Source organism: Arcticibacter eurypsychrophilus, from assembly GCF_001730525.1.
In the GTDB taxonomy this organism is placed as follows: Bacteria; Bacteroidota; Bacteroidia; order Sphingobacteriales; family Sphingobacteriaceae; genus Arcticibacter; species Arcticibacter eurypsychrophilus.
On the sequence record NZ_MDFN01000041.1, the window covers coordinates 21,285 to 38,200 of the forward strand.

General features: G+C 39.2%; 19 protein-coding genes. 7 read left to right on the plus strand and 12 right to left on the minus strand.

Annotated features, from left to right (window positions below; all coding sequences use genetic code 11):
• Positions 1-16 precede the first annotated feature (16 nt).
• Positions 17-463 (minus strand): protein-disulfide reductase DsbD domain-containing protein, encoded by a 447-nt coding sequence (locus BFL47_RS17705; RefSeq protein WP_069661133.1) that lies wholly within the window; start codon positions 461-463, stop codon positions 17-19.
• A 216-nt stretch (positions 464-679) separates the two neighbouring features.
• On the opposite strand from BFL47_RS17705, the gene BFL47_RS17710 reads away from it, so the two are divergent.
• The 3 genes from BFL47_RS17710 to BFL47_RS17720 all read left to right on the plus strand — a co-directional run bounded on the left by BFL47_RS17710 (position 680) and on the right by BFL47_RS17720 (position 2,146).
• Positions 680-1,072, plus strand: a complete 393-nt coding sequence (locus BFL47_RS17710) for a hypothetical protein (RefSeq protein WP_069661134.1) — start codon at positions 680-682, stop codon at positions 1,070-1,072.
• A gap of 39 nt (positions 1,073-1,111) precedes the next feature.
• On the plus strand, positions 1,112-1,387 hold the full coding sequence (locus BFL47_RS17715) for a SelT/SelW/SelH family protein (RefSeq protein WP_069661135.1): 276 nt from the start codon (positions 1,112-1,114) through the stop codon (positions 1,385-1,387).
• 225 nt (positions 1,388-1,612) lie between these two features.
• Positions 1,613-2,146: a pyridoxamine 5'-phosphate oxidase family protein gene (locus BFL47_RS17720; RefSeq protein ID WP_083257261.1), complete on the plus strand. Its 534-nt coding sequence runs from the start codon at positions 1,613-1,615 to the stop codon at positions 2,144-2,146.
• On the opposite strand, the gene BFL47_RS17725 is transcribed toward BFL47_RS17720, so the two are convergent.
• Both BFL47_RS17725 and BFL47_RS17730 read right to left on the minus strand, forming a co-directional pair.
• Positions 2,143-4,503, minus strand: coding sequence for an endonuclease MutS2 (locus tag BFL47_RS17725; RefSeq protein WP_069661136.1), 2,361 nt, complete (start codon positions 4,501-4,503; stop codon positions 2,143-2,145). The genes BFL47_RS17720 and BFL47_RS17725 overlap by 4 nt on opposite strands.
• Positions 4,503-5,084 (minus strand): DUF4296 domain-containing protein, encoded by a 582-nt coding sequence (locus tag BFL47_RS17730; protein WP_069661137.1) that lies wholly within the window; start codon positions 5,082-5,084, stop codon positions 4,503-4,505. Before BFL47_RS17730 ends, BFL47_RS17725 begins: the two co-directional genes overlap by 1 nt.
• Before the next feature lie 40 nt (positions 5,085-5,124).
• Between BFL47_RS17730 and BFL47_RS17735 the strand changes: the two genes are divergently transcribed.
• The 4 genes from BFL47_RS17735 to BFL47_RS17750 all read left to right on the plus strand — a co-directional run bounded on the left by BFL47_RS17735 (position 5,125) and on the right by BFL47_RS17750 (position 8,888).
• Positions 5,125-5,886: a YggS family pyridoxal phosphate-dependent enzyme gene (locus tag BFL47_RS17735; RefSeq protein ID WP_069661138.1), complete on the plus strand. Its 762-nt coding sequence runs from the start codon at positions 5,125-5,127 to the stop codon at positions 5,884-5,886.
• Between the two features lie 62 nt (positions 5,887-5,948).
• Positions 5,949-6,440 (plus strand): GNAT family N-acetyltransferase, encoded by a 492-nt coding sequence (locus BFL47_RS17740; protein WP_069661152.1) that lies wholly within the window; start codon positions 5,949-5,951, stop codon positions 6,438-6,440.
• Positions 6,433-7,701 (plus strand): aspartate kinase, encoded by a 1,269-nt coding sequence (locus BFL47_RS17745; protein WP_069661139.1) that lies wholly within the window; start codon positions 6,433-6,435, stop codon positions 7,699-7,701. Before BFL47_RS17740 ends, BFL47_RS17745 begins: the two co-directional genes overlap by 8 nt.
• Positions 7,698-8,888, plus strand: coding sequence for a class I SAM-dependent methyltransferase (locus BFL47_RS17750; RefSeq protein WP_069661140.1), 1,191 nt, complete (start codon positions 7,698-7,700; stop codon positions 8,886-8,888). The genes BFL47_RS17745 and BFL47_RS17750 overlap by 4 nt, the downstream gene beginning before the upstream one ends.
• Positions 8,889-8,930: 42 nt before the next feature.
• Here the strand turns inward: BFL47_RS17750 and BFL47_RS17755 are convergent, their stop codons facing one another.
• From BFL47_RS17755 to BFL47_RS17795, 9 genes are all read right to left on the minus strand, one after another.
• Positions 8,931-9,566, minus strand: coding sequence for a peroxiredoxin (locus BFL47_RS17755; RefSeq protein ID WP_069661141.1), 636 nt, complete (start codon positions 9,564-9,566; stop codon positions 8,931-8,933).
• Between the two features lie 105 nt (positions 9,567-9,671).
• Positions 9,672-10,592 (minus strand): DUF72 domain-containing protein, encoded by a 921-nt coding sequence (locus tag BFL47_RS17760; RefSeq protein ID WP_069661142.1) that lies wholly within the window; start codon positions 10,590-10,592, stop codon positions 9,672-9,674.
• 72 nt (positions 10,593-10,664) lie between these two features.
• Positions 10,665-11,009: a 50S ribosomal protein L20 gene (gene rplT / locus BFL47_RS17765; protein WP_069661143.1), complete on the minus strand. Its 345-nt coding sequence runs from the start codon at positions 11,007-11,009 to the stop codon at positions 10,665-10,667.
• 74 nt (positions 11,010-11,083) lie between these two features.
• Entirely contained in the window at positions 11,084-11,284 is a 201-nt protein-coding gene (rpmI, locus tag BFL47_RS17770; RefSeq protein WP_069661144.1) for a 50S ribosomal protein L35, read from the minus strand.
• Positions 11,285-11,303: 19 nt separating this feature from the next.
• On the minus strand, positions 11,304-11,882 hold the full coding sequence (gene infC, locus BFL47_RS17775) for a translation initiation factor IF-3 (RefSeq protein ID WP_069661145.1): 579 nt from the start codon (positions 11,880-11,882) through the stop codon (positions 11,304-11,306).
• A gap of 2 nt (positions 11,883-11,884) precedes the next feature.
• A complete protein-coding gene (gene thrS, locus BFL47_RS17780) occupies positions 11,885-13,819 on the minus strand; it encodes a threonine--tRNA ligase (RefSeq protein ID WP_069661146.1) in 1,935 nt (644 codons plus the stop codon).
• 118 nt (positions 13,820-13,937) lie between these two features.
• Positions 13,938-14,666 (minus strand): (Fe-S)-binding protein, encoded by a 729-nt coding sequence (locus tag BFL47_RS17785; RefSeq protein ID WP_069661147.1) that lies wholly within the window; start codon positions 14,664-14,666, stop codon positions 13,938-13,940.
• A 41-nt stretch (positions 14,667-14,707) separates the two neighbouring features.
• Positions 14,708-16,027, minus strand: a complete 1,320-nt coding sequence (locus BFL47_RS17790; RefSeq protein ID WP_069661148.1) for an MFS transporter — start codon at positions 16,025-16,027, stop codon at positions 14,708-14,710.
• Between the two features lie 38 nt (positions 16,028-16,065).
• A partial coding sequence (locus BFL47_RS17795; protein WP_069661149.1) for a type II toxin-antitoxin system HipA family toxin occupies positions 16,066-16,916 on the minus strand: 851 nt, incomplete at its 5' end.

Sequence of the window (16,916 nt, forward strand, 5' to 3'; positions counted from 1 at the left end):
AGATAAGGTACTTTTATTATTTAATCGGAATACTAAAACTTACTTCATCAGGAGGAAGACATTTTTGATCATTACAAACCATAAACTCAAGTTTACCCTTAATTACAGGTTTACCTGCCCTTATTTTAACTCTTTGTTGAAATATAACCGAATTCTCAAAATAGCTCACATTCATACTAAAAGCCTTTTCAAATTTTGTTACTGGCTTAGGCTCTGAGGTTTTACCCACAAGTGTATACTCATTTGAAGGATTAAAGGAAATAGAAGTAGGCACAGGCCCTCCGTCAGCTACATGCTGAGAATAGATATGCCATCCACTGTTTATGGTGGCTTTGATCAGGATAATGGCTTCTGTCTTACTTAAACTCTTTGAGGCATAAGACCATTTCACCGGAGTAAGTATCTGAGCATGAATAGCTCCGCTTAGTAATACTGCGATTAAAATTAAGGTGACTTTTTTCATGTATTTTATCTATCTATTAAAGAATAGTACCAACGCAAATATCCTGCTTTTATATTTGCTATTTATAAAGTTTGTGCCACATAAACGTCCTTTATGACCACAACTGAACATCGTTACACAATAATGACTTTATCTTATAAAATAAACGGTGTACAAAAGTGCCTTTATTTAACTGCTAAACCTATATTTGTGGTTTGAAGTGAATTTAGTTTAAAAATGCCAACAGATCTTACCCAACTACGACCTGGAAATATTATTGTGGTTTATCCTAGAGAAAACCAGCAAGGCATTCTTTCTATACTTGAAATTCAAAAATCCAGTGTGTTATGTAGAATGCTCGTTCCAAGGGAAGGATATCTTTTCAGAATACAGTTTCATGAAATAAATTCCCTGAAACTTGACAAAGAGTGGTTGGAAAAAGCTTCATTTGTTCAGGACCCGCAGGACTCTGGCAATTGGTTTTACACCAATAAAAGAGATCAATATCAATTCACAATATCATCCGGATCATTTAATCAGGCTTTAAAAAACCGAATCAACTATATGCATGAATTACAAAACGTTTATTTTGAACTAACAGGAACAGAGTTAACAATCACAATTAGTTAAATATTATTAGAATCAACAAGGCATATATAAAACATTAATATGAAGCAAATTATAACTATAGAATACTGTCCTAAATGCGGCTGGCTACTACGATCTGCCTATATGGCTCAAGAATTACTAGGTACTTTTGTAGATGAAATTGAAGGTGTTTTACTAAAACCATCCGAAACTGGTGGAACCTTTACCATAAAAATAAACAAAGAGCTGATCTTTGACCGTAAAACAGCAGGACGTTTCCCCGAAATTAAAGAATTGAAACAATTGGTAAGAGACATAGTCAGCCCCGATAAAAGCTTAGGGCACTCAGACCGTTAACTTATCTTTACTGACCAGGTATTCGTTAGCATTCAAAAATTCTGAAATCCTCAATAAAACACTATTCAATTCAGAAAAATTGATTGTCAGCTAATTGTTAAGCATTATACTCCCAAAAAAGTCGGCTTTATACATTTACCGATATCAATTTTTAACAATTTCATTTTCTTTAAACAAAAGCCAGCATTCAGGTTTCTATCTTATATAAAAATAATATAATCACCTATGACTGAACTTAAAGGAGAAACTCCTCAAGAACAATTAGAAAAAATAGAATTCATCAAAAAAGCGCGTGAGCTGTCTTCTAGAATTTCCGATATTAAAATCGCCATGTTATCCACCGTAAACCCAAATGGTAGTTTAGATAGCAGACCAATGTATACTTTCCCTATTAAAGATGATAGTTTAATTTGGATGTTTGCCCGAAAAAGCGCTCAAAAAACAATAGAAATAGCACAAAATCCTCATGTAATCCTTAACTACAGCGATACAGAAAAGGGCCTCTATATCACCGTAAATGGCTTGGCTACCATTAGCACAGATATGGTAAAAGTTGAAGAACTTTGGTCAGACCGATACAAAACATGGTTTCCTTATGGAAAAACAGACCCAGATCTTTGCCTGTTAAGGATTGAGCCGGACAAGGCAGAGTATTGGGATTCACCTGACCTGCTCATAGCACAGATTATTTCGCTTGTAAAAAACACACTTGGTGGTAAAACAAACGAAGAAGGCGATCACAAAGAGATTAAGTTTTAAAGATACACATAGGTGATCCCATCGCCACCGCGATCCTGATGTTCATCTTCTATCCGGGATACCTGCGCATATTTACTCAGGTATCCGCGGATTAGTTTTCTCAAAATACCATCCCCTTTTCCATGAATAATTTTAAGCGTTGAGATTCCCATCATCAAGGCTTTATCCAGATACTTTTCTATTTCATATACAGCATCTTCCCCTCGCATTCCCCTTACATCAATCTCCGGACTGAATGATGCAAAACTCTCTGCAAGTTGCGAGGAGTACGATCTTCGAATCTCTTTAGGAACTTCTTTTTTCGTAATCTTCTCTACCCGCTTACGTTTCACAACAGAGCGTAGTTCACCAATTGCCAGGATCACATTATCCTTAGCTACATCAATCACCTGACCAATAGTTTCAGAATCAATCAATTTCACCCAGTCGCCATGTTTAAGTTCCTGATCAATAACAGGTTTTAAAGACGCAACTTCTTTTACCTGGTGTTTCTTTAACTCCTGCTGTAAATTCTGACGCAACTTAACAGTACTCTCTTTGTCAGCTTTTGTTTCTTTTATTTCCGAAATCGTATTTTCAATCAGTTTATTGGCGTTCAGGATAATACTTTGTGCCTCTTTCTTCGCATCCTTAAGAATAGAATTACGGTTTTCATCCAAAAAAATCTTCAACTCTTCATTCTCCTGCAACAAAAGAGCAACCCGCTTTTGCTGTTTATCTACTGCTATCCGGGTTTCTAGTAATTCTTTTTTATCCCGCTCCAGATCAACCAACAGCGTATCCACCTTCTTTTGCTGCGTTCCAATCTTCGCTTTAGCAGCATTTAAAATATGAAAAGGCAGACCAATCTTTTGTGCAATCTCAAAAGCATAGGAGCTTCCAGGTTTACCAATCTCCAGAATATACATGGGCTGCATCTCCAGATTATTGAACATCATAGATGCATTTTCAAGCCCCTCAGTAGCATTGGCGTATAATTTAAGATTGGAGTAATGCGTTGTGACTACCCCTCTGATCCTCTTTTTATTTAACGCTTCTAATACAGCCTCAGCAATTGGCCCCCCGAACAAAGGATCCGTACCTGTACCAAATTCATCAATCAGCACTAATGTTTTGCCCCCAGAATTCTCCACAAAATACTTCATTTTTGACAAATGAGCACTGTAAGTACTTAAGTCACTTTCAATAGACTGATCATCCCCTATATCCGCAAACACCTGTTTAAAGATCCCTACAGAAGAATGCTCATCTACGGGAACAAGAAGACCAGATTGCACCATAATTTGTATCAGACCCACCGTTTTCATACAGACCGATTTACCCCCGGCATTAGGTCCCGAGACTACAATTACCCGCTGCTCTTCATCTATATTAATATTCAAAGGCACCACAGTGTGCCCCTCTTTTTTCAAAGCCAATATCAACAATGGATGTCTTGCATTGACCAGCTTTAACTCTGCCTTGTTCATTAATATAGGCATTTGCGATTCAGTCTTAATGGCAAATAAAGCCTTAGCCCGCACAAAATCAAGCTTGGTCAATAAACCATGGTAAGCCAGAAACAAAGGCACATATGGACGGAGCTCATTACTGAGATGAACCAGAATACGTACAATCTCTCGACGTTTATCAAACTCCAGATCCCTCACCCTGTTATTGAGCTGAAACACTTCTTCTGGCTCTAAATAAACCGTTTGTCCCGATGCAGATTCATCATGAACAAAACCCTTTACCTTTCTTTTATTTTCAGCCAGCAGAGGAATACATAAACGTCCATCACGAATCGTTAATGACCCATCAGCTGTATAACCGCTATTTTGTGCTGCTTTAAAAATATGATCAATCTTTTTGCGGGCTTCCTGCTCTGCTTTTGCAATGCCAGCTACTATGTTCTGCAATTCAGCAGATGCATTGGATCTTATTTTCCCTTTTTCATCAATGATCAGCTCAATACTCCGGATGATCTTTTTTTCGATAGGCAGATGTTCAAACAAAGCTTCCAGCGTAGGATACCTTCCCTCTCGCTCATTGAAATAACTAATCACCGAAAAAACCGTCTGTAAGGAAAGCAGGACTTGTTGCAATTCGCCTTCCAATAGAAAGGCACCTTCCACACGAATCTTTTCAGCCAATGATTTGATATCAAATAAATGACGGATTGGCAATGGTGAATCATTCTCCAGAATCTCTTTAAACTCTTTCGTCTGACGAAGAAATTTATCAATATTATCGTAGTTGGTCATCATCTGGATCTTATCGACCATCTGACTGCCCATATCACTCAAACAAAGCGCTTTTATAAGTGCCTTTACCTCTGTAAACCCCAGTTTATCAGCAGCATTATTAGGATAGATCATTATTTAATTCTAGCGTTCTTCAATGAATCCTTCTTCGTAGAATCCAATTTCATCTTTATTTTCTCTCTTTTCCACACATCCTGTAGAAATAACCTCTTCAGCGGGACTACTTTGAACGTATCAATTTTTATATACTGCTTGTTTAAGGAATCGTTCCGTACCGAATCCAGCTTTAATTTATTTCTGATCTCCAGCAATTTTTGTTCCTTATCAAATTTATTCTGCTGTATCATTTGTTTAGCAACTTCCAGATCAGTCTCCCTTTTCTCTAAAGCCTTCAATTTAGCGTTAACCGACTCATACATTATTTTTAGTTCATCTGGATGACGTGAATAATATTCCAGGCTTTTTCTAATACCAACAGAGTCTGTATTATGTTTTTTATATATCGCCATATACAGAGCTGCAATAGTATTTCTATTGCTATCTGCGTACATAGTAGAGGCATAACCATCCACAAGATGCACATCTGTTAGCACATCTATCATCTCCTTTTCCCCTATAATTCCCTTAGGAGATCTGCCGGAATCGCAGGCAATAAAAAAAATCATTATAAAAAACAATAACAATAAACTCTTCATTTATTAATTTAGCCAAATTTCGGGTTAAAAATACATATAAATGAGCATTGCAGCTAACTTGTCCAAATTAAACAACGAACTAATTCCGCATCAGGTAACACTCGTAGCGGTATCAAAGACTAAGCCGGAAGCGGACTTAATGGAGGCGTATGAAGCCGGTCAGCGTCTTTTTGGCGAAAACCAGGTACAGGAACTTGTCGAAAAGTACGAACATCTGCCAAAAGACATCCAGTGGCATCTTTTGGGCCATCTCCAAACCAACAAGGTAAAATATATCGCCCCCTTTATCAGTCTCATCCATTCTGTCGACAGCCTGAAGCTGCTTAAAGAAATAGATAAACAGGGAGAGAAAAACAATCGTGTTATTGATTGTCTCCTGCAAATCTATATTGCCGATGAAGAGACGAAATTTGGTTTAGACTTTGATGAGGTAGTAGAACTCCTTCGTTCTGAAGAGTTTGCTCAAATCAAGTTCGCACGGATTGTTGGCGTAATGAGTATTGCTACCAACACAGAGAATCAAAAACAGATTAAAGATGAATTTTACGAATTAAAAATTCTTTTCAATGGTCTGAAATCTTCTTTTTTCAGAAAAGAAGATACATTTAAAGAGATCTCCATGGGCATGTCATCCGATTATAAAATAGCAATTGAAGAAGGCAGCACCATGGTAAGGATCGGAAGTACCATCTTTGGCAAACGTGTAATCCCGCACTGGAAAAACAAATCAACGGATAAACCTGATGCAGAAGAAGCAGACGAACATGATGTTCAAGATCCAGCATCTGCTGATCCCGAATAGAATAGTGTAAAGCAACCAATGATTGCACCTTTAAACGATACCTCAGCATCAAAAAGATGAATATGAACATAACGATCCGAAAAGCTCTTAGAGCAGACTGTAGCCGCCTTTTAGAGCTTGTTCATGGTCTGGCTTTATTTGAAAAAGCACCGGAAGAAGTAACCGTTACGCTGGAAGAATTTGAAGAAGCTGGGTTTGGAGAAAACCCTGTATGGAATTCCTTTGTGGCAGAGGTCAATGGAAGAGTGGAAGGTTTTGCTTTATACTACACCCGTTTCTCCACCTGGAAAGGATGCCGGATGTATCTGGAAGACTTCTATGTGGATGAAACACTCCGAGGTCAGGGAGTGGGCACACTTTTATTCGAGGCTACAATCAAGGAAGCACAAGATAAGAAGTTTAATGGCATCAGCTGGCAGGTACTCGATTGGAATGAACCCGCTATCTCTTTTTATAAAAAATACAATGCCCGCTTTGAAGGCGAGTGGATCAACGTTTCATTAAGCAAGGAGCAGCTCAGCGCTTCAGGCTTTTCACAAATAGTACATGACTGAAGTATATAAATTTGGCGGTGCATCTGTAAAAGATGCCGAAGGCATAAGAAATCTGGTTAATATCGTATCCTCTATTCCCAAAGACAAACTCTTGATTGTCGTGTCTGCTATGGGAAAGACCACCAACAGCCTCGAAGCTGTTTTGAATGCCTATTATGATAAAGGCACAAATACGCAGGAACTATTAAATGCCGTAAAATCTTATCATAATACCCTAATCAAAGAACTCTTTGATGATGAAGCACATCCCGTTTATGATGATATAGCGAATACCTTTGTGGAGATCGACTGGATCCTGGAGGAAGAACCCTATGACAGTTACGAGTACCTGTATGACCAGATTGTTTCCGTTGGAGAGCTTGTATCTTCTAAAATAATCAGCCATTACCTCAACCAATGTGGTATAACCAATCAATGGGTAGACGCCCGAAGTTATATCCTGACTGATAATACGTATACAAGAGGCAAGGTCGACTGGGATAAAACATCAAAAAAAATAAGCGAACAATTAGTACAGGTACTTGACAGTAAATATATTGTTACACAAGGTTTTATTGCTGGAACATCCGAAAACTTCACGACTACACTTGGACGCGAAGGATCTGACTATTCCGCTGCCATATTTGCCTCCTGCCTCAAGGCTGAATCCGTTACAATCTGGAAAGATGTACCCGGTGTGTTAAACGCGGATCCAAAATTATTTTCCAACACCAAAAAATATGATGTACTCTCCTACCGGGAAGCCATAGAAATGACTTACTATGGAGCAACAGTTATCCATCCTAAAACGATTAAACCCTTACAGAATAATAACATCCCGCTGTTTGTAAAACCCTTTCATTCACCGGAAGAGAGTGGCACCTGTATCATGGATACCGATATCGTGGCAACAGAACCTGCAGTGATCATAAAAAACAGGCAGATTCTAATTTCCATGAGCACTAAAGATTTATCTTTTATTACGGAGAGTCATATCAGCACGATCTATAAAAACCTCTCTGATAGTGCAATTAAAATGAATATGGTACAGGTAGGCGCAACAAGTTTGTCTGGCTGCATTGATCATGATGAAAGGAAGTTCCCTGCATTAATATCCCTGCTGGAGCAAAACTTCATGGTTAAATATAACGATGGTCTCCTACTGATTACCATGAGGCATTTTCAGCGGGATCTATTAAATGAATTGACGAAAGGACAAATTATCATGCTGGAACAAAATAGTAGAAACACCGCTCAGGTCGTTTTAAAACAGAAAGAATGAACCAGGTAATCCTTCAGAATGATGTCCAGAACTATATAAAAAGGAACCTGACAGCTGACATAACCAAAATTATGCTGGCTAAAAGTCCCTTTAAGGATGTGAGCTCAAAAGAGCTGGCTGAACAGATCGATAGTAAACATCGGGCAGAAAAGAAACTACCCACCTGGTTTCATGCTGATCAGATCTATTATCCATCAAAATTAGCAGTAGAGCAGACCTCTTCTGAAGCTACTGCCAGCTATAAATCTCAATTAATAAAGGGAAACCACATTCTTGATCTTACCGGAGGATTTGGTGTAGATAGCTATTTTTTCTCCAAAGTTGCCCAACAGGTCATCTACTGCGAGCAAAACAAAGAACTTGCAGAAATTGCCAAATACAATCTGACCACTTTAGGCCTCATAAATGTAGATTTTTTCAATGAGGACGGGCTAACTTTCCTTCAAAAAAGCACTAAAATATTTGACACCGTCTATATCGATCCATCCCGGAGAGTGGAAAACAAGAAAGTATTCATGCTACAGGATACAGAACCCAATGTAATTGAGAACTTACCACTGCTATTAGAAAAAACGCATCAGTTGGTAATCAAAACATCCCCCATGCTGGATCTCCAGGCAGGGTTAAAAGAGTTTGGCGCTTATGTGAGGGAAATACATGTAGTCAGTTATAAAAACGACTGTAAGGAGCTTCTATGGGTACTCCAACCTGAAATATGTACTAGGCCTCAAATTCATTGTGCCATGCTATCGACACAAAAAACGCTGCTTTTTAACTTCTATATAGAGTCTGAGAAAAATTCTGAGATACTTAATTATTCTGATCCCCTATCCTATCTTTATGAGCCCGATGTAGCCATACTCAAGGCCGGTGCATTTAAATCTACAGCTATAAAATATGGGGTGCAGAAACTAAACATCAATACACATCTCTATACCGCTGACAGTGTTGTAAATGATTTTCCTGGCAAAACGTTTAAAGTAATTTCTGCCATACCCTATAAAGACTTTATCAAGAAAAAGATAAAAGGGAGCTTTAATGTCATCAGTAGAAATTTCCCTTTAACCCCGGAACAACTCAAAAAGAAACATAAACTTAGTGACGGAGGTGAAGTGTTTTTACTATTTACAACCGGCTGCAGCGGTAACCTGGTTACTATAGAAGCAGAACGGTTAGTTAAATCATAAAAAAAGCCCCAAATATGGAGCTTTTTATAAAACAACCTAAAATTACTTATCAGGTTGAGGAGTAAAACGCAGATATGGTTTTACAATCCGGTATCCCTTAGGAAATTTGGCATCGATATCTTCAGTTTTAATTGAATTAGCAACAACAACATCTTCGCCTTCTTTCCAATCTGCAGGAGTTGCTACACTATACTTGGCTGTCAGCTGTAAAGAATCAATCACACGTAGCACTTCTTGAAAGTTCCTTCCTGTAGAAGCAGGATAGGTAATCATCAATTTCACCTTTTTATCAGGGGAGATAATAAATAATGAACGAACCGTTAATGTATCTGATGCATTCGGATGAATCATACCATACGCATTCGAAATCTCTTTATTTTCATCCGCTATTAAAGGGAAGTCAATCTCTACACCCTGAGTCTCGTTAATATCCTGAATCCAACCCTCATGTTTCACTAATCCATCTACACTTAATGCAAGTACCTTCACATTACGCTTAACAAATTCCTCTTTTAAAGCAGCTGTCGCTCCTAATTCTGTAGTACATACCGGGGTATAATCAGCGGGATGTGAAAACAATACGACCCAGCTATCACCTGCATAGTCGTAAAAATCAATTACACCCAAGGAAGTCTGGGCAGTAAAATTTGGTGCTGTATCTCCTAGTCTTAAACTCATAATAGTAAGTATTTAATTTTTAAAGTTAAGTCTACTAATTTAATAGATATATGGAAAGCAATGAAATAATTATGTCTGCTCAACATCATAATTGCTAAGGCATGATCACAAATTTAGCTGACCTGATTTTATCATGATTTTAGGTCCGGCCAACGTAGTTCCCAATACCTCATTCCACTTCTTTATCGTATAATCTGCAAGAATGGGCGTGTCTTTTTCGTCATGCTGATGCAGGAAAAACCAGGCAGATTGCAAACCTAGTTTTTTCCACTCCGCAATGCGGTCAATCCATTCATCCACCCGTTTATAATCCGTGGGGTGCAAACCGTTACCGACAAAACGAATAAAAGCATGTGGCGTAGGAAGTTCCATGTGGACGCAGTCCCGCCTTCCACTTGCATCTGTAATCACCGCTCCTACCTGATGTGTGGAAAGCATGTCGAAGTAATCTTTTCGTGCCGAAACATCCTTATACCATCCTTCATGGCGCACTTCCACAAACAGGTCGAAATCTTTAGGCAAGGACTCCAGATAATCAGACAAGACCTGCAGATTCGCTGGACCAAAATTATCACTTAACTGAAGAAAACTAGGCCCTAGATATTTACCAAACTCCATGATGCTTGAAAGGTACTTTGTAGTCGCTTCTTCCGCATTCTTCAACCTTTTAATGTGACTGATGGTCTGAGAGATCTTGGGACAAAACTTAAATTCCGCTCCTCTCGCTTCAGCCTTCTCCCGCCAGGTTATAATCTGTTCCTTTTCGGGAAGCTTATAAAACACGGCATTGAGCTCTATAGAATTAAAATGCTTCACATATTCGTTCAGGAACAGGATGTCTTTCAGTTTATCCGGATAGATTAAACCCTTCCACTCTTTCCTTCCCCATTTGGCGCAGCCAATATACGAAGGCAGATCTTTTAATACTTTAGCCTGCTTTAAAACAGCAGTGGTTAAAGCACTATCTGCAGGCAACGTAAAATCAATGCCCGCTAATTCATTTTCAGGTACTTTACCGAAATCCATAGTTCATAAAACGAAAAAAGGGAGTCATTGTGTGACTCCCTTTGTAGTAAATTGTATTAAAAATACAACGATTTATTTTACAGCATCAATGATTGCTTTGAAAGCAACTGGCTCATTCATTGCCAAGTCAGCTAAAACCTTACGGTTTAAACCAATTTCCTTAGCAGCTAATTTACCAATCAACTGAGAATACGAGATTCCGTGTTGACGTGCACCAGCATTAATACGTTGAATCCATAATGCTCTGAATTCTCTTTTCTTAGTCTTACGGTCACGGTACGCATACTGTAAACCCTTTTCTAATGTATTCTTTGCAACAGTATAAACCTTGCTGCGAGATCCGTAATAGCCTTTGGCTAAATTTAAGATCTTTTTTCTTCTTCTTCTTGACGCTACTGCGTTTACCGAACGTGGCATGTTGTTTGATTTTTGGCAGACGGTGTCGCTTATTAGGCAATCTTAAAACCGGGTACCAGGTGACATTAATTAATTTACTTTCCTATTGCAAGCATTCTCTTCACGTTTCCTAAGTCAGCATTAGATACTAAGCTGGTCTGACCTAAGTTACGCTTACGTTTGGTTGACATCTTGGTTAAGATGTGGCTCTTAAACGCATTCTTCCTTGCAATTTTACCGGTTCCAGTAAGCCTAAAACGCTTTTTAGCACTGGAATTGGTCTTCATTTTTGGCATAACTCTATTTATTTATTGTTTATTTCTTTGCTCTCGGGCCAACGATTAAAAACATTCGTTTTCCTTCTAATTTTGGTAATTGTTCCACTTTACCTACATCTTCTAAAGCCTGTGCAAACCGCAACAAAAGAATTTCACCTTGTTCTTTGTAAACGATCGCTCTACCCTTAAAATGAACGTAGGCACGAACCTTCTCTCCTGCTTCCAGGAAACCCATTGCATGTTTCAATTTAAATTGAAAGTCATGCTCATTGGTGTTAGGCCCAAAACGGATTTCTTTAATAACCGTTTGCTTTGCATTTGCCTTTATCTCTTTAAGCTTTTTCTTTTGCTCATAGATAAACTTGTTATAGTCAATAACTCTACAGACAGGAGGATCAGCATTAGGTGAGATTTCGACTAAATCCAGCTCTTGCTCATCCGCAATTCTTCTGGCGTCAGCCAAAGCCATAATACCTTGTTGTTCAACATTTTCTCCAACAAGCCGTACTTGCGGAGCCCTGATATACTCGTTAATGTTGTGCTCAGCCTCTTTTTTCTTAAACGGAGGTCTTGGTCCGCGTGGACCTTTGTTAAACCCTGGTCTTCCTAATGCCAAATTTAATATTTGTTAATTGTTACTTCTGTTAATAGTTGTTTTTCAAATGCTTCTGACGTCATGCTTCCCAAGTCACCCTCACCATGCTTACGCACTGAAACTAAGCCTTCGCTCATTTCCTTCTCTCCGATGATTAACATGTACGGAATTTTCTTCATTTCTGCATCCCTGATTTTCCTTCCAATTTTTTCATCTCGTAAGTCAATCAGGCCGCGAATATCGGAATTATTAAGTGATTCTAAAACTTTATTTGCATATTCTTCATACTTCTCTGAGATTGGAAGAATAATAAATTGATCAGGAGTTAACCATAATGGAAAGTTTCCTGCACAATGCTCAATCAAAACGGCTACGAAGCGTTCCATGGAGCCAAATGGAGCCCTATGAATCATGACCGGACGATGTTTTAAATTATCACTTCCTGTATATTCCAGTTCAAAACGCTCCGGTAAATTGTAATCCACCTGGATAGTTCCAAGCTGCCACTTTCTTCCCAATGCATCCCGAACCATGAAATCAAGCTTTGGTCCATAAAAAGCTGCCTCGCCCAAAACAACGACAGTAGATAATTCTTTTTCTGCCGCAGCTTCAATAATGGCCGACTCAGCTAAAGCCCAGTTTTCATCTGTTCCGATGTATTTGGTCTTATTAGCAGGATCTCGTAGCGAAATCTGTGCAGTATACTCGTTAAAGCCTAGAGCCTTAAAAACGTATAATACCAGGTCGATTACTTTCTTAAACTCTTCTTTTACCTGATCGGGACGACAAAATAAATGCGCATCGTCCTGAGTAAATCCTCTTACACGGGTTAAACCATGTAACTCGCCACTTTGTTCGTACCGGTAAACAGTTCCAAACTCAGCAAAACGAATAGGAAGATCCTTATACGAATGCGGTTTGAATTTATACATTTCGCAGTGATGCGGACAGTTCATTGGTTTCAAAAAGAACTCCTCCCCCTCTTGCGGAGTTTTGATCGGCTGAAAAGAGTCAGCACCATATTTTTCATAATGGCCTGAAGTTACATATAGGTTCTTATTACCGATATGCGGAGTAACTACCTGCTGATAGCCGGACTTTGCTTGTGCCTTTTGCAGAAAGTTAACTAGTTTCTCGCGCAAAGCAGCTCCCTTTGGAAGCCACATCGGCAAGCCCATTCCTACCTTTTCCGAAAACATAAACAGTTCCAGTTCTTTCCCCAATTTCCGGTGATCCCGCTTTTTGGCTTCTTCAATCAGTTTTAAGTAATCAGTCAGCTCACTCTGTTTGGGATAAGTAACCCCATAGATCCGTGTAAGCTGTTTGCGACTCTCATCCCCACGCCAGTAAGCCCCGGCAACATTCATCAACTTCACGGCCTTAATAAAGCCTGTGTTTGGAATATGCGGACCACGGCAAAGGTCTGTAAAGTTACCTTGCGAATATAAGGTGATCGAACCATCAGGAAGATCCTTGATCAGGTCCAGTTTATACTCATCACCCTTTTCTGTAAAAAATTCTACAGCATTAGCTTTACTTATGGGAGTACGTATAAATTCTGACTTTTTCCTTGCCAACTCTATAATCTTATCTTCGATCTCTTTGAAGTTATCGGAAGAAAATTCTTTGTCGCCAAAGTCTACATCATAGTAAAAGCCGGTTTCAATGGCCGGACCGATACCAAATTTTGTACCTGGATAAAGCGCTTCTAGCGCCTCAGCCATTAAATGCGCAGAAGAATGCCAAAATGTGGCCTTTCCAAGATCGTCATTCCAGGTAATCAAACGAACGGTAGCGTCCGCTTCAATTGGCCTTGTTGAGTCCCAAACTACGCCGTTAACCTCGGCTGCTAATACGTTTCGTGCTAAACCTTCAGAAATTGATTGTGCAATCTGGAAGGATGTGATTCCGCTTTCATATTCGCGTACGGAACCATCAGGAAGTGTAATATTAATCATCTACAACTATGATTTTAAGTTCATTTATACCTATTTATTCATCAAATCACATACAGAGGTGATCCAAATTCAATTGCAAAAGTAAGGTTTTGAAGCTAATTATGAAAGATTTTACAAATTATACATTTCCCCAGCCATGTGCCAGCACATCAGCAAGATGCATCGATTTGATCGGAAGATGATGTTTATCAATGTAACCCTGCATATGCAAAAGGCAGGAAGCATCCGTCGAAATAATGTATTCTGCACCCGCATCCAGCGCATTATCTATCTTCTGTTGAGCCATCGCACTGGAAATCCCTTCAAACTTAACAGCGAACGTTCCGCCAAAACCACAGCAGGTATCATTATCCTTCAGGTCAACCAATTCCAGACCATGTACCTTAGCCAGCAAAGCACGTGGCTCTGCCTTGATTTTACACTCCCGCAAACCGGCGCATGAATCATGATAAACTGCCCGGCCATCCAGTTCGGCCCCGAAATAATCTTTCTTCAACACATTGATTAGAAAATCGGAGAGCTCATGTATGTTTCCTTGAATATTTCTGCATTTATTATGCACTGCTGTATTGGTAAACAAGTCGCTGTAATAATTTTTAACCATCCCGGTACAAGAAGCAGAAGGTGATACAATGTAGTTATTTTCCGAAAAGTCGGTTAAAAACTTACCTCCTACTGCCTTGGCCTCATCCCAGAATCCTGCATTAAAAGCCGGTTGTCCGCAACAAGTTTGCTCTGAATTATATATTACCTTACATCCTGCACGCTCCAATATTTTAACTGTATTAAAGGCAGTATCGGGATAAAGCTGGTCCATGAAACATGGAATGAATAGTTCTACAGTCATTTCAATTGTAAAGGTAAATTGTATTCTGGAAATGCCAAATTTTAATTTTCAGAGATTACTGTTGAAGGACTCTTATCTTTTGTATAAGCTAAAATAATCAGCATGATCAGCCCGATAAAGAAAAACACACTTAGCGAAAGAGCTGAATTACGAATATTGGACCGCTCTTCAATGAACGCAAATGCTGCCAATCCAATAACAATCGCAATCTTCTCCGTTACATCGTAAAAGCTAAAAAAAGAAGCGGTATTAGGCGTATCCAACGGCAGGAATTTAGAGTAAGTGGACCGTGACAGACTTTGAATGCCACCCATCACAAGCCCTACAAATACGGCAATGATATAAAACTGTTGCGCTGTGCTGACATAATAGGCAGCCATACATATCCCAATCCAGAGCACCACTACCATAATGAGCACCCGCACATTTCCAATGATCTTACCTAATGACGACATCAGGTAAGCACCCGCAATAGCAACAAGCTGGATAATCAAAATAATGATAATAAGTTTATCTGTACCCAGATGCAGTTCCTTCTCGCCAAAACTGGCGGCAACAAGCATAATGGTCTGTACTCCTACTGAATAAAAGAAAAATGCCAGTAAGAACTGTTTCAACTGTGCTTTTCCATTTAATTGTTTCCATACCTCTATTAGTTCCTGGTAACCATTGTTTGCTTTCTTTTTTACTTCAGCTAATTGATCCTTATTTTGTTTTGGGAGTCTGCGAAAAGGAATCTGCGCAAATACAATCCACCATACTCCTACCAAAAGGAAAGAAAAGCGGGGAGGAAAAGAGAGGTCTGTAATACCAAACCAATCTGGTTTCAACACAAAAACAAAGCAGATAATCTGTAAAAGCACACTCCCAATATAACCGTAAGCAAAACCCTGGGCACTTACCCTGTCCTGCTGATCCACTGTAGCAATCTCAGGAAGGTAGGAATTGCTGAACATAACTCCTCCAATGTATCCCATGGCAGCAATAGCAAAAAGGATGACCCCCAGTTCAAGTGTTTCCAGCTTAAAAAAGTAAAGCCCCATACAAGCAAAACTGCCAATGTAGGTAAAGATCTTCATGAACAGCTTTTTAGTGCCATTGAAATCGGCCATGGAGGACAAAAAAGGCAACAACAAGGCCATGATGAGATAAGCTACCGAAAGCGAATAATTGGACAGCGCAGTATTGACAAAGGTTCTTCCAAAGAATTGAACTTTATCGCCATGCTCCTCTGTGGTTGTGATAATGGTATAATAAGCTGGAAAGATGGTTGACGTAATCACCAGGTTATAAGCTGAGTTGGCCCAATCAAACATTGCCCATCCCCTGATCGTCTTTTTATCATTTTTAATTAGCTGCATATACTTTTATAGTACCGCCAATTTAGGAAAGTATTTAATCATTTACTACCATTGATAGCATTTGTAATAAGTTTAATATTGGTCTTTGTAATATTATGTTTTTGCGCCAGAGCAGTCCAATGTGCTAAAGAACTTTTCGTTTGGTCAATAATTTCATCTATCAGCTTCCTGGTTAACTTTGATCCCTGTCCAAGTTTCGCTAAATGGCTAGTTTTAGGATTTCTACCTTCACCCATGACCATTGTGCTTTGTTCTCCACTCGGGCCACTTGAAAAAGTAAGATCATAGCCGGGAGCTAACTTCCATTCGCCATTTTCATCCATTAGAAAACTGAAATTTTTAGCGTGATCATCTCGGTTATGTGCTAATACATTGAAAACAGCGAGGCGAAACATTTTTTCGACTTCACGAATATCCTTGGTTAGAGCAGCAGTCAGATTGAGCAAATCTTCATAGTCCAGGGATGGTGCTCTGAAATCGCTATGCAATAAGCCACTTGCAGTATGCATATGCAACCGTTTATTACCATCTCTGTCAAATCGTTTTACGCCAAAATAACCAGCACCCTTGTTTGATGAGAATAAGTGTACTTCCGGCATGATCACCCCTGCCTCCTTGGCCATTAAAGCATAGACATACTCAACTGCACCGGCATCATAACCGTCCAGTGAATTTGAAAATTTGACCAGCCACGATTCTAATCCTTCATTAAGTTTCTTTGCGCCATAGGTGATCTGCTTACGGTCATGAGTTACGGCAATAAGACCTGCAGATGATCCGTTCAAGCTACCTTGTAAGACTTCTTCTGTCTGTGATGCCAGATTATCAAGATCTACAAATTCCTGGCTATCTGAAGGACTGTTATCGGGTTCATAAACCAATGCCCCCA

Excerpts from the sequence above, each read along its gene's own strand:
- BFL47_RS17705 (WP_069661133.1), bottom strand. The coding sequence starts at position 463 with ATGAAAAAAGTCACCTTAATTTTAATCGCAGTATTACTAAGCGGAGCT.
- BFL47_RS17710 (WP_069661134.1), top strand. The coding sequence starts at position 680 with ATGCCAACAGATCTTACCCAACTACGACCTGGAAATATTATTGTGGTT.
- BFL47_RS17715 (WP_069661135.1), top strand. The coding sequence starts at position 1,112 with ATGAAGCAAATTATAACTATAGAATACTGTCCTAAATGCGGCTGGCTA.
- BFL47_RS17720 (WP_083257261.1), top strand. The coding sequence starts at position 1,613 with ATGACTGAACTTAAAGGAGAAACTCCTCAAGAACAATTAGAAAAAATA.
- BFL47_RS17725 (WP_069661136.1), bottom strand. The coding sequence starts at position 4,503 with ATGATCTATCCTAATAATGCTGCTGATAAACTGGGGTTTACAGAGGTA.
- BFL47_RS17730 (WP_069661137.1), bottom strand. The coding sequence starts at position 5,084 with ATGAAGAGTTTATTGTTATTGTTTTTTATAATGATTTTTTTTATTGCC.
- BFL47_RS17735 (WP_069661138.1), top strand. The coding sequence starts at position 5,125 with ATGAGCATTGCAGCTAACTTGTCCAAATTAAACAACGAACTAATTCCG.
- BFL47_RS17740 (WP_069661152.1), top strand. The coding sequence starts at position 5,949 with ATGAACATAACGATCCGAAAAGCTCTTAGAGCAGACTGTAGCCGCCTT.
- BFL47_RS17745 (WP_069661139.1), top strand. The coding sequence starts at position 6,433 with ATGACTGAAGTATATAAATTTGGCGGTGCATCTGTAAAAGATGCCGAA.
- BFL47_RS17750 (WP_069661140.1), top strand. The coding sequence starts at position 7,698 with ATGAACCAGGTAATCCTTCAGAATGATGTCCAGAACTATATAAAAAGG.
- BFL47_RS17755 (WP_069661141.1), bottom strand. The coding sequence starts at position 9,566 with ATGAGTTTAAGACTAGGAGATACAGCACCAAATTTTACTGCCCAGACT.
- BFL47_RS17760 (WP_069661142.1), bottom strand. The coding sequence starts at position 10,592 with ATGGATTTCGGTAAAGTACCTGAAAATGAATTAGCGGGCATTGATTTT.
- rplT (WP_069661143.1), bottom strand. The coding sequence starts at position 11,009 with ATGCCACGTTCGGTAAACGCAGTAGCGTCAAGAAGAAGAAGAAAAAAG.
- rpmI (WP_069661144.1), bottom strand. The coding sequence starts at position 11,284 with ATGCCAAAAATGAAGACCAATTCCAGTGCTAAAAAGCGTTTTAGGCTT.
- thrS (WP_069661146.1), bottom strand. The coding sequence starts at position 13,819 with ATGATTAATATTACACTTCCTGATGGTTCCGTACGCGAATATGAAAGC.
- BFL47_RS17785 (WP_069661147.1), bottom strand. The coding sequence starts at position 14,666 with ATGACTGTAGAACTATTCATTCCATGTTTCATGGACCAGCTTTATCCC.
- BFL47_RS17790 (WP_069661148.1), bottom strand. The coding sequence starts at position 16,027 with ATGCAGCTAATTAAAAATGATAAAAAGACGATCAGGGGATGGGCAATG.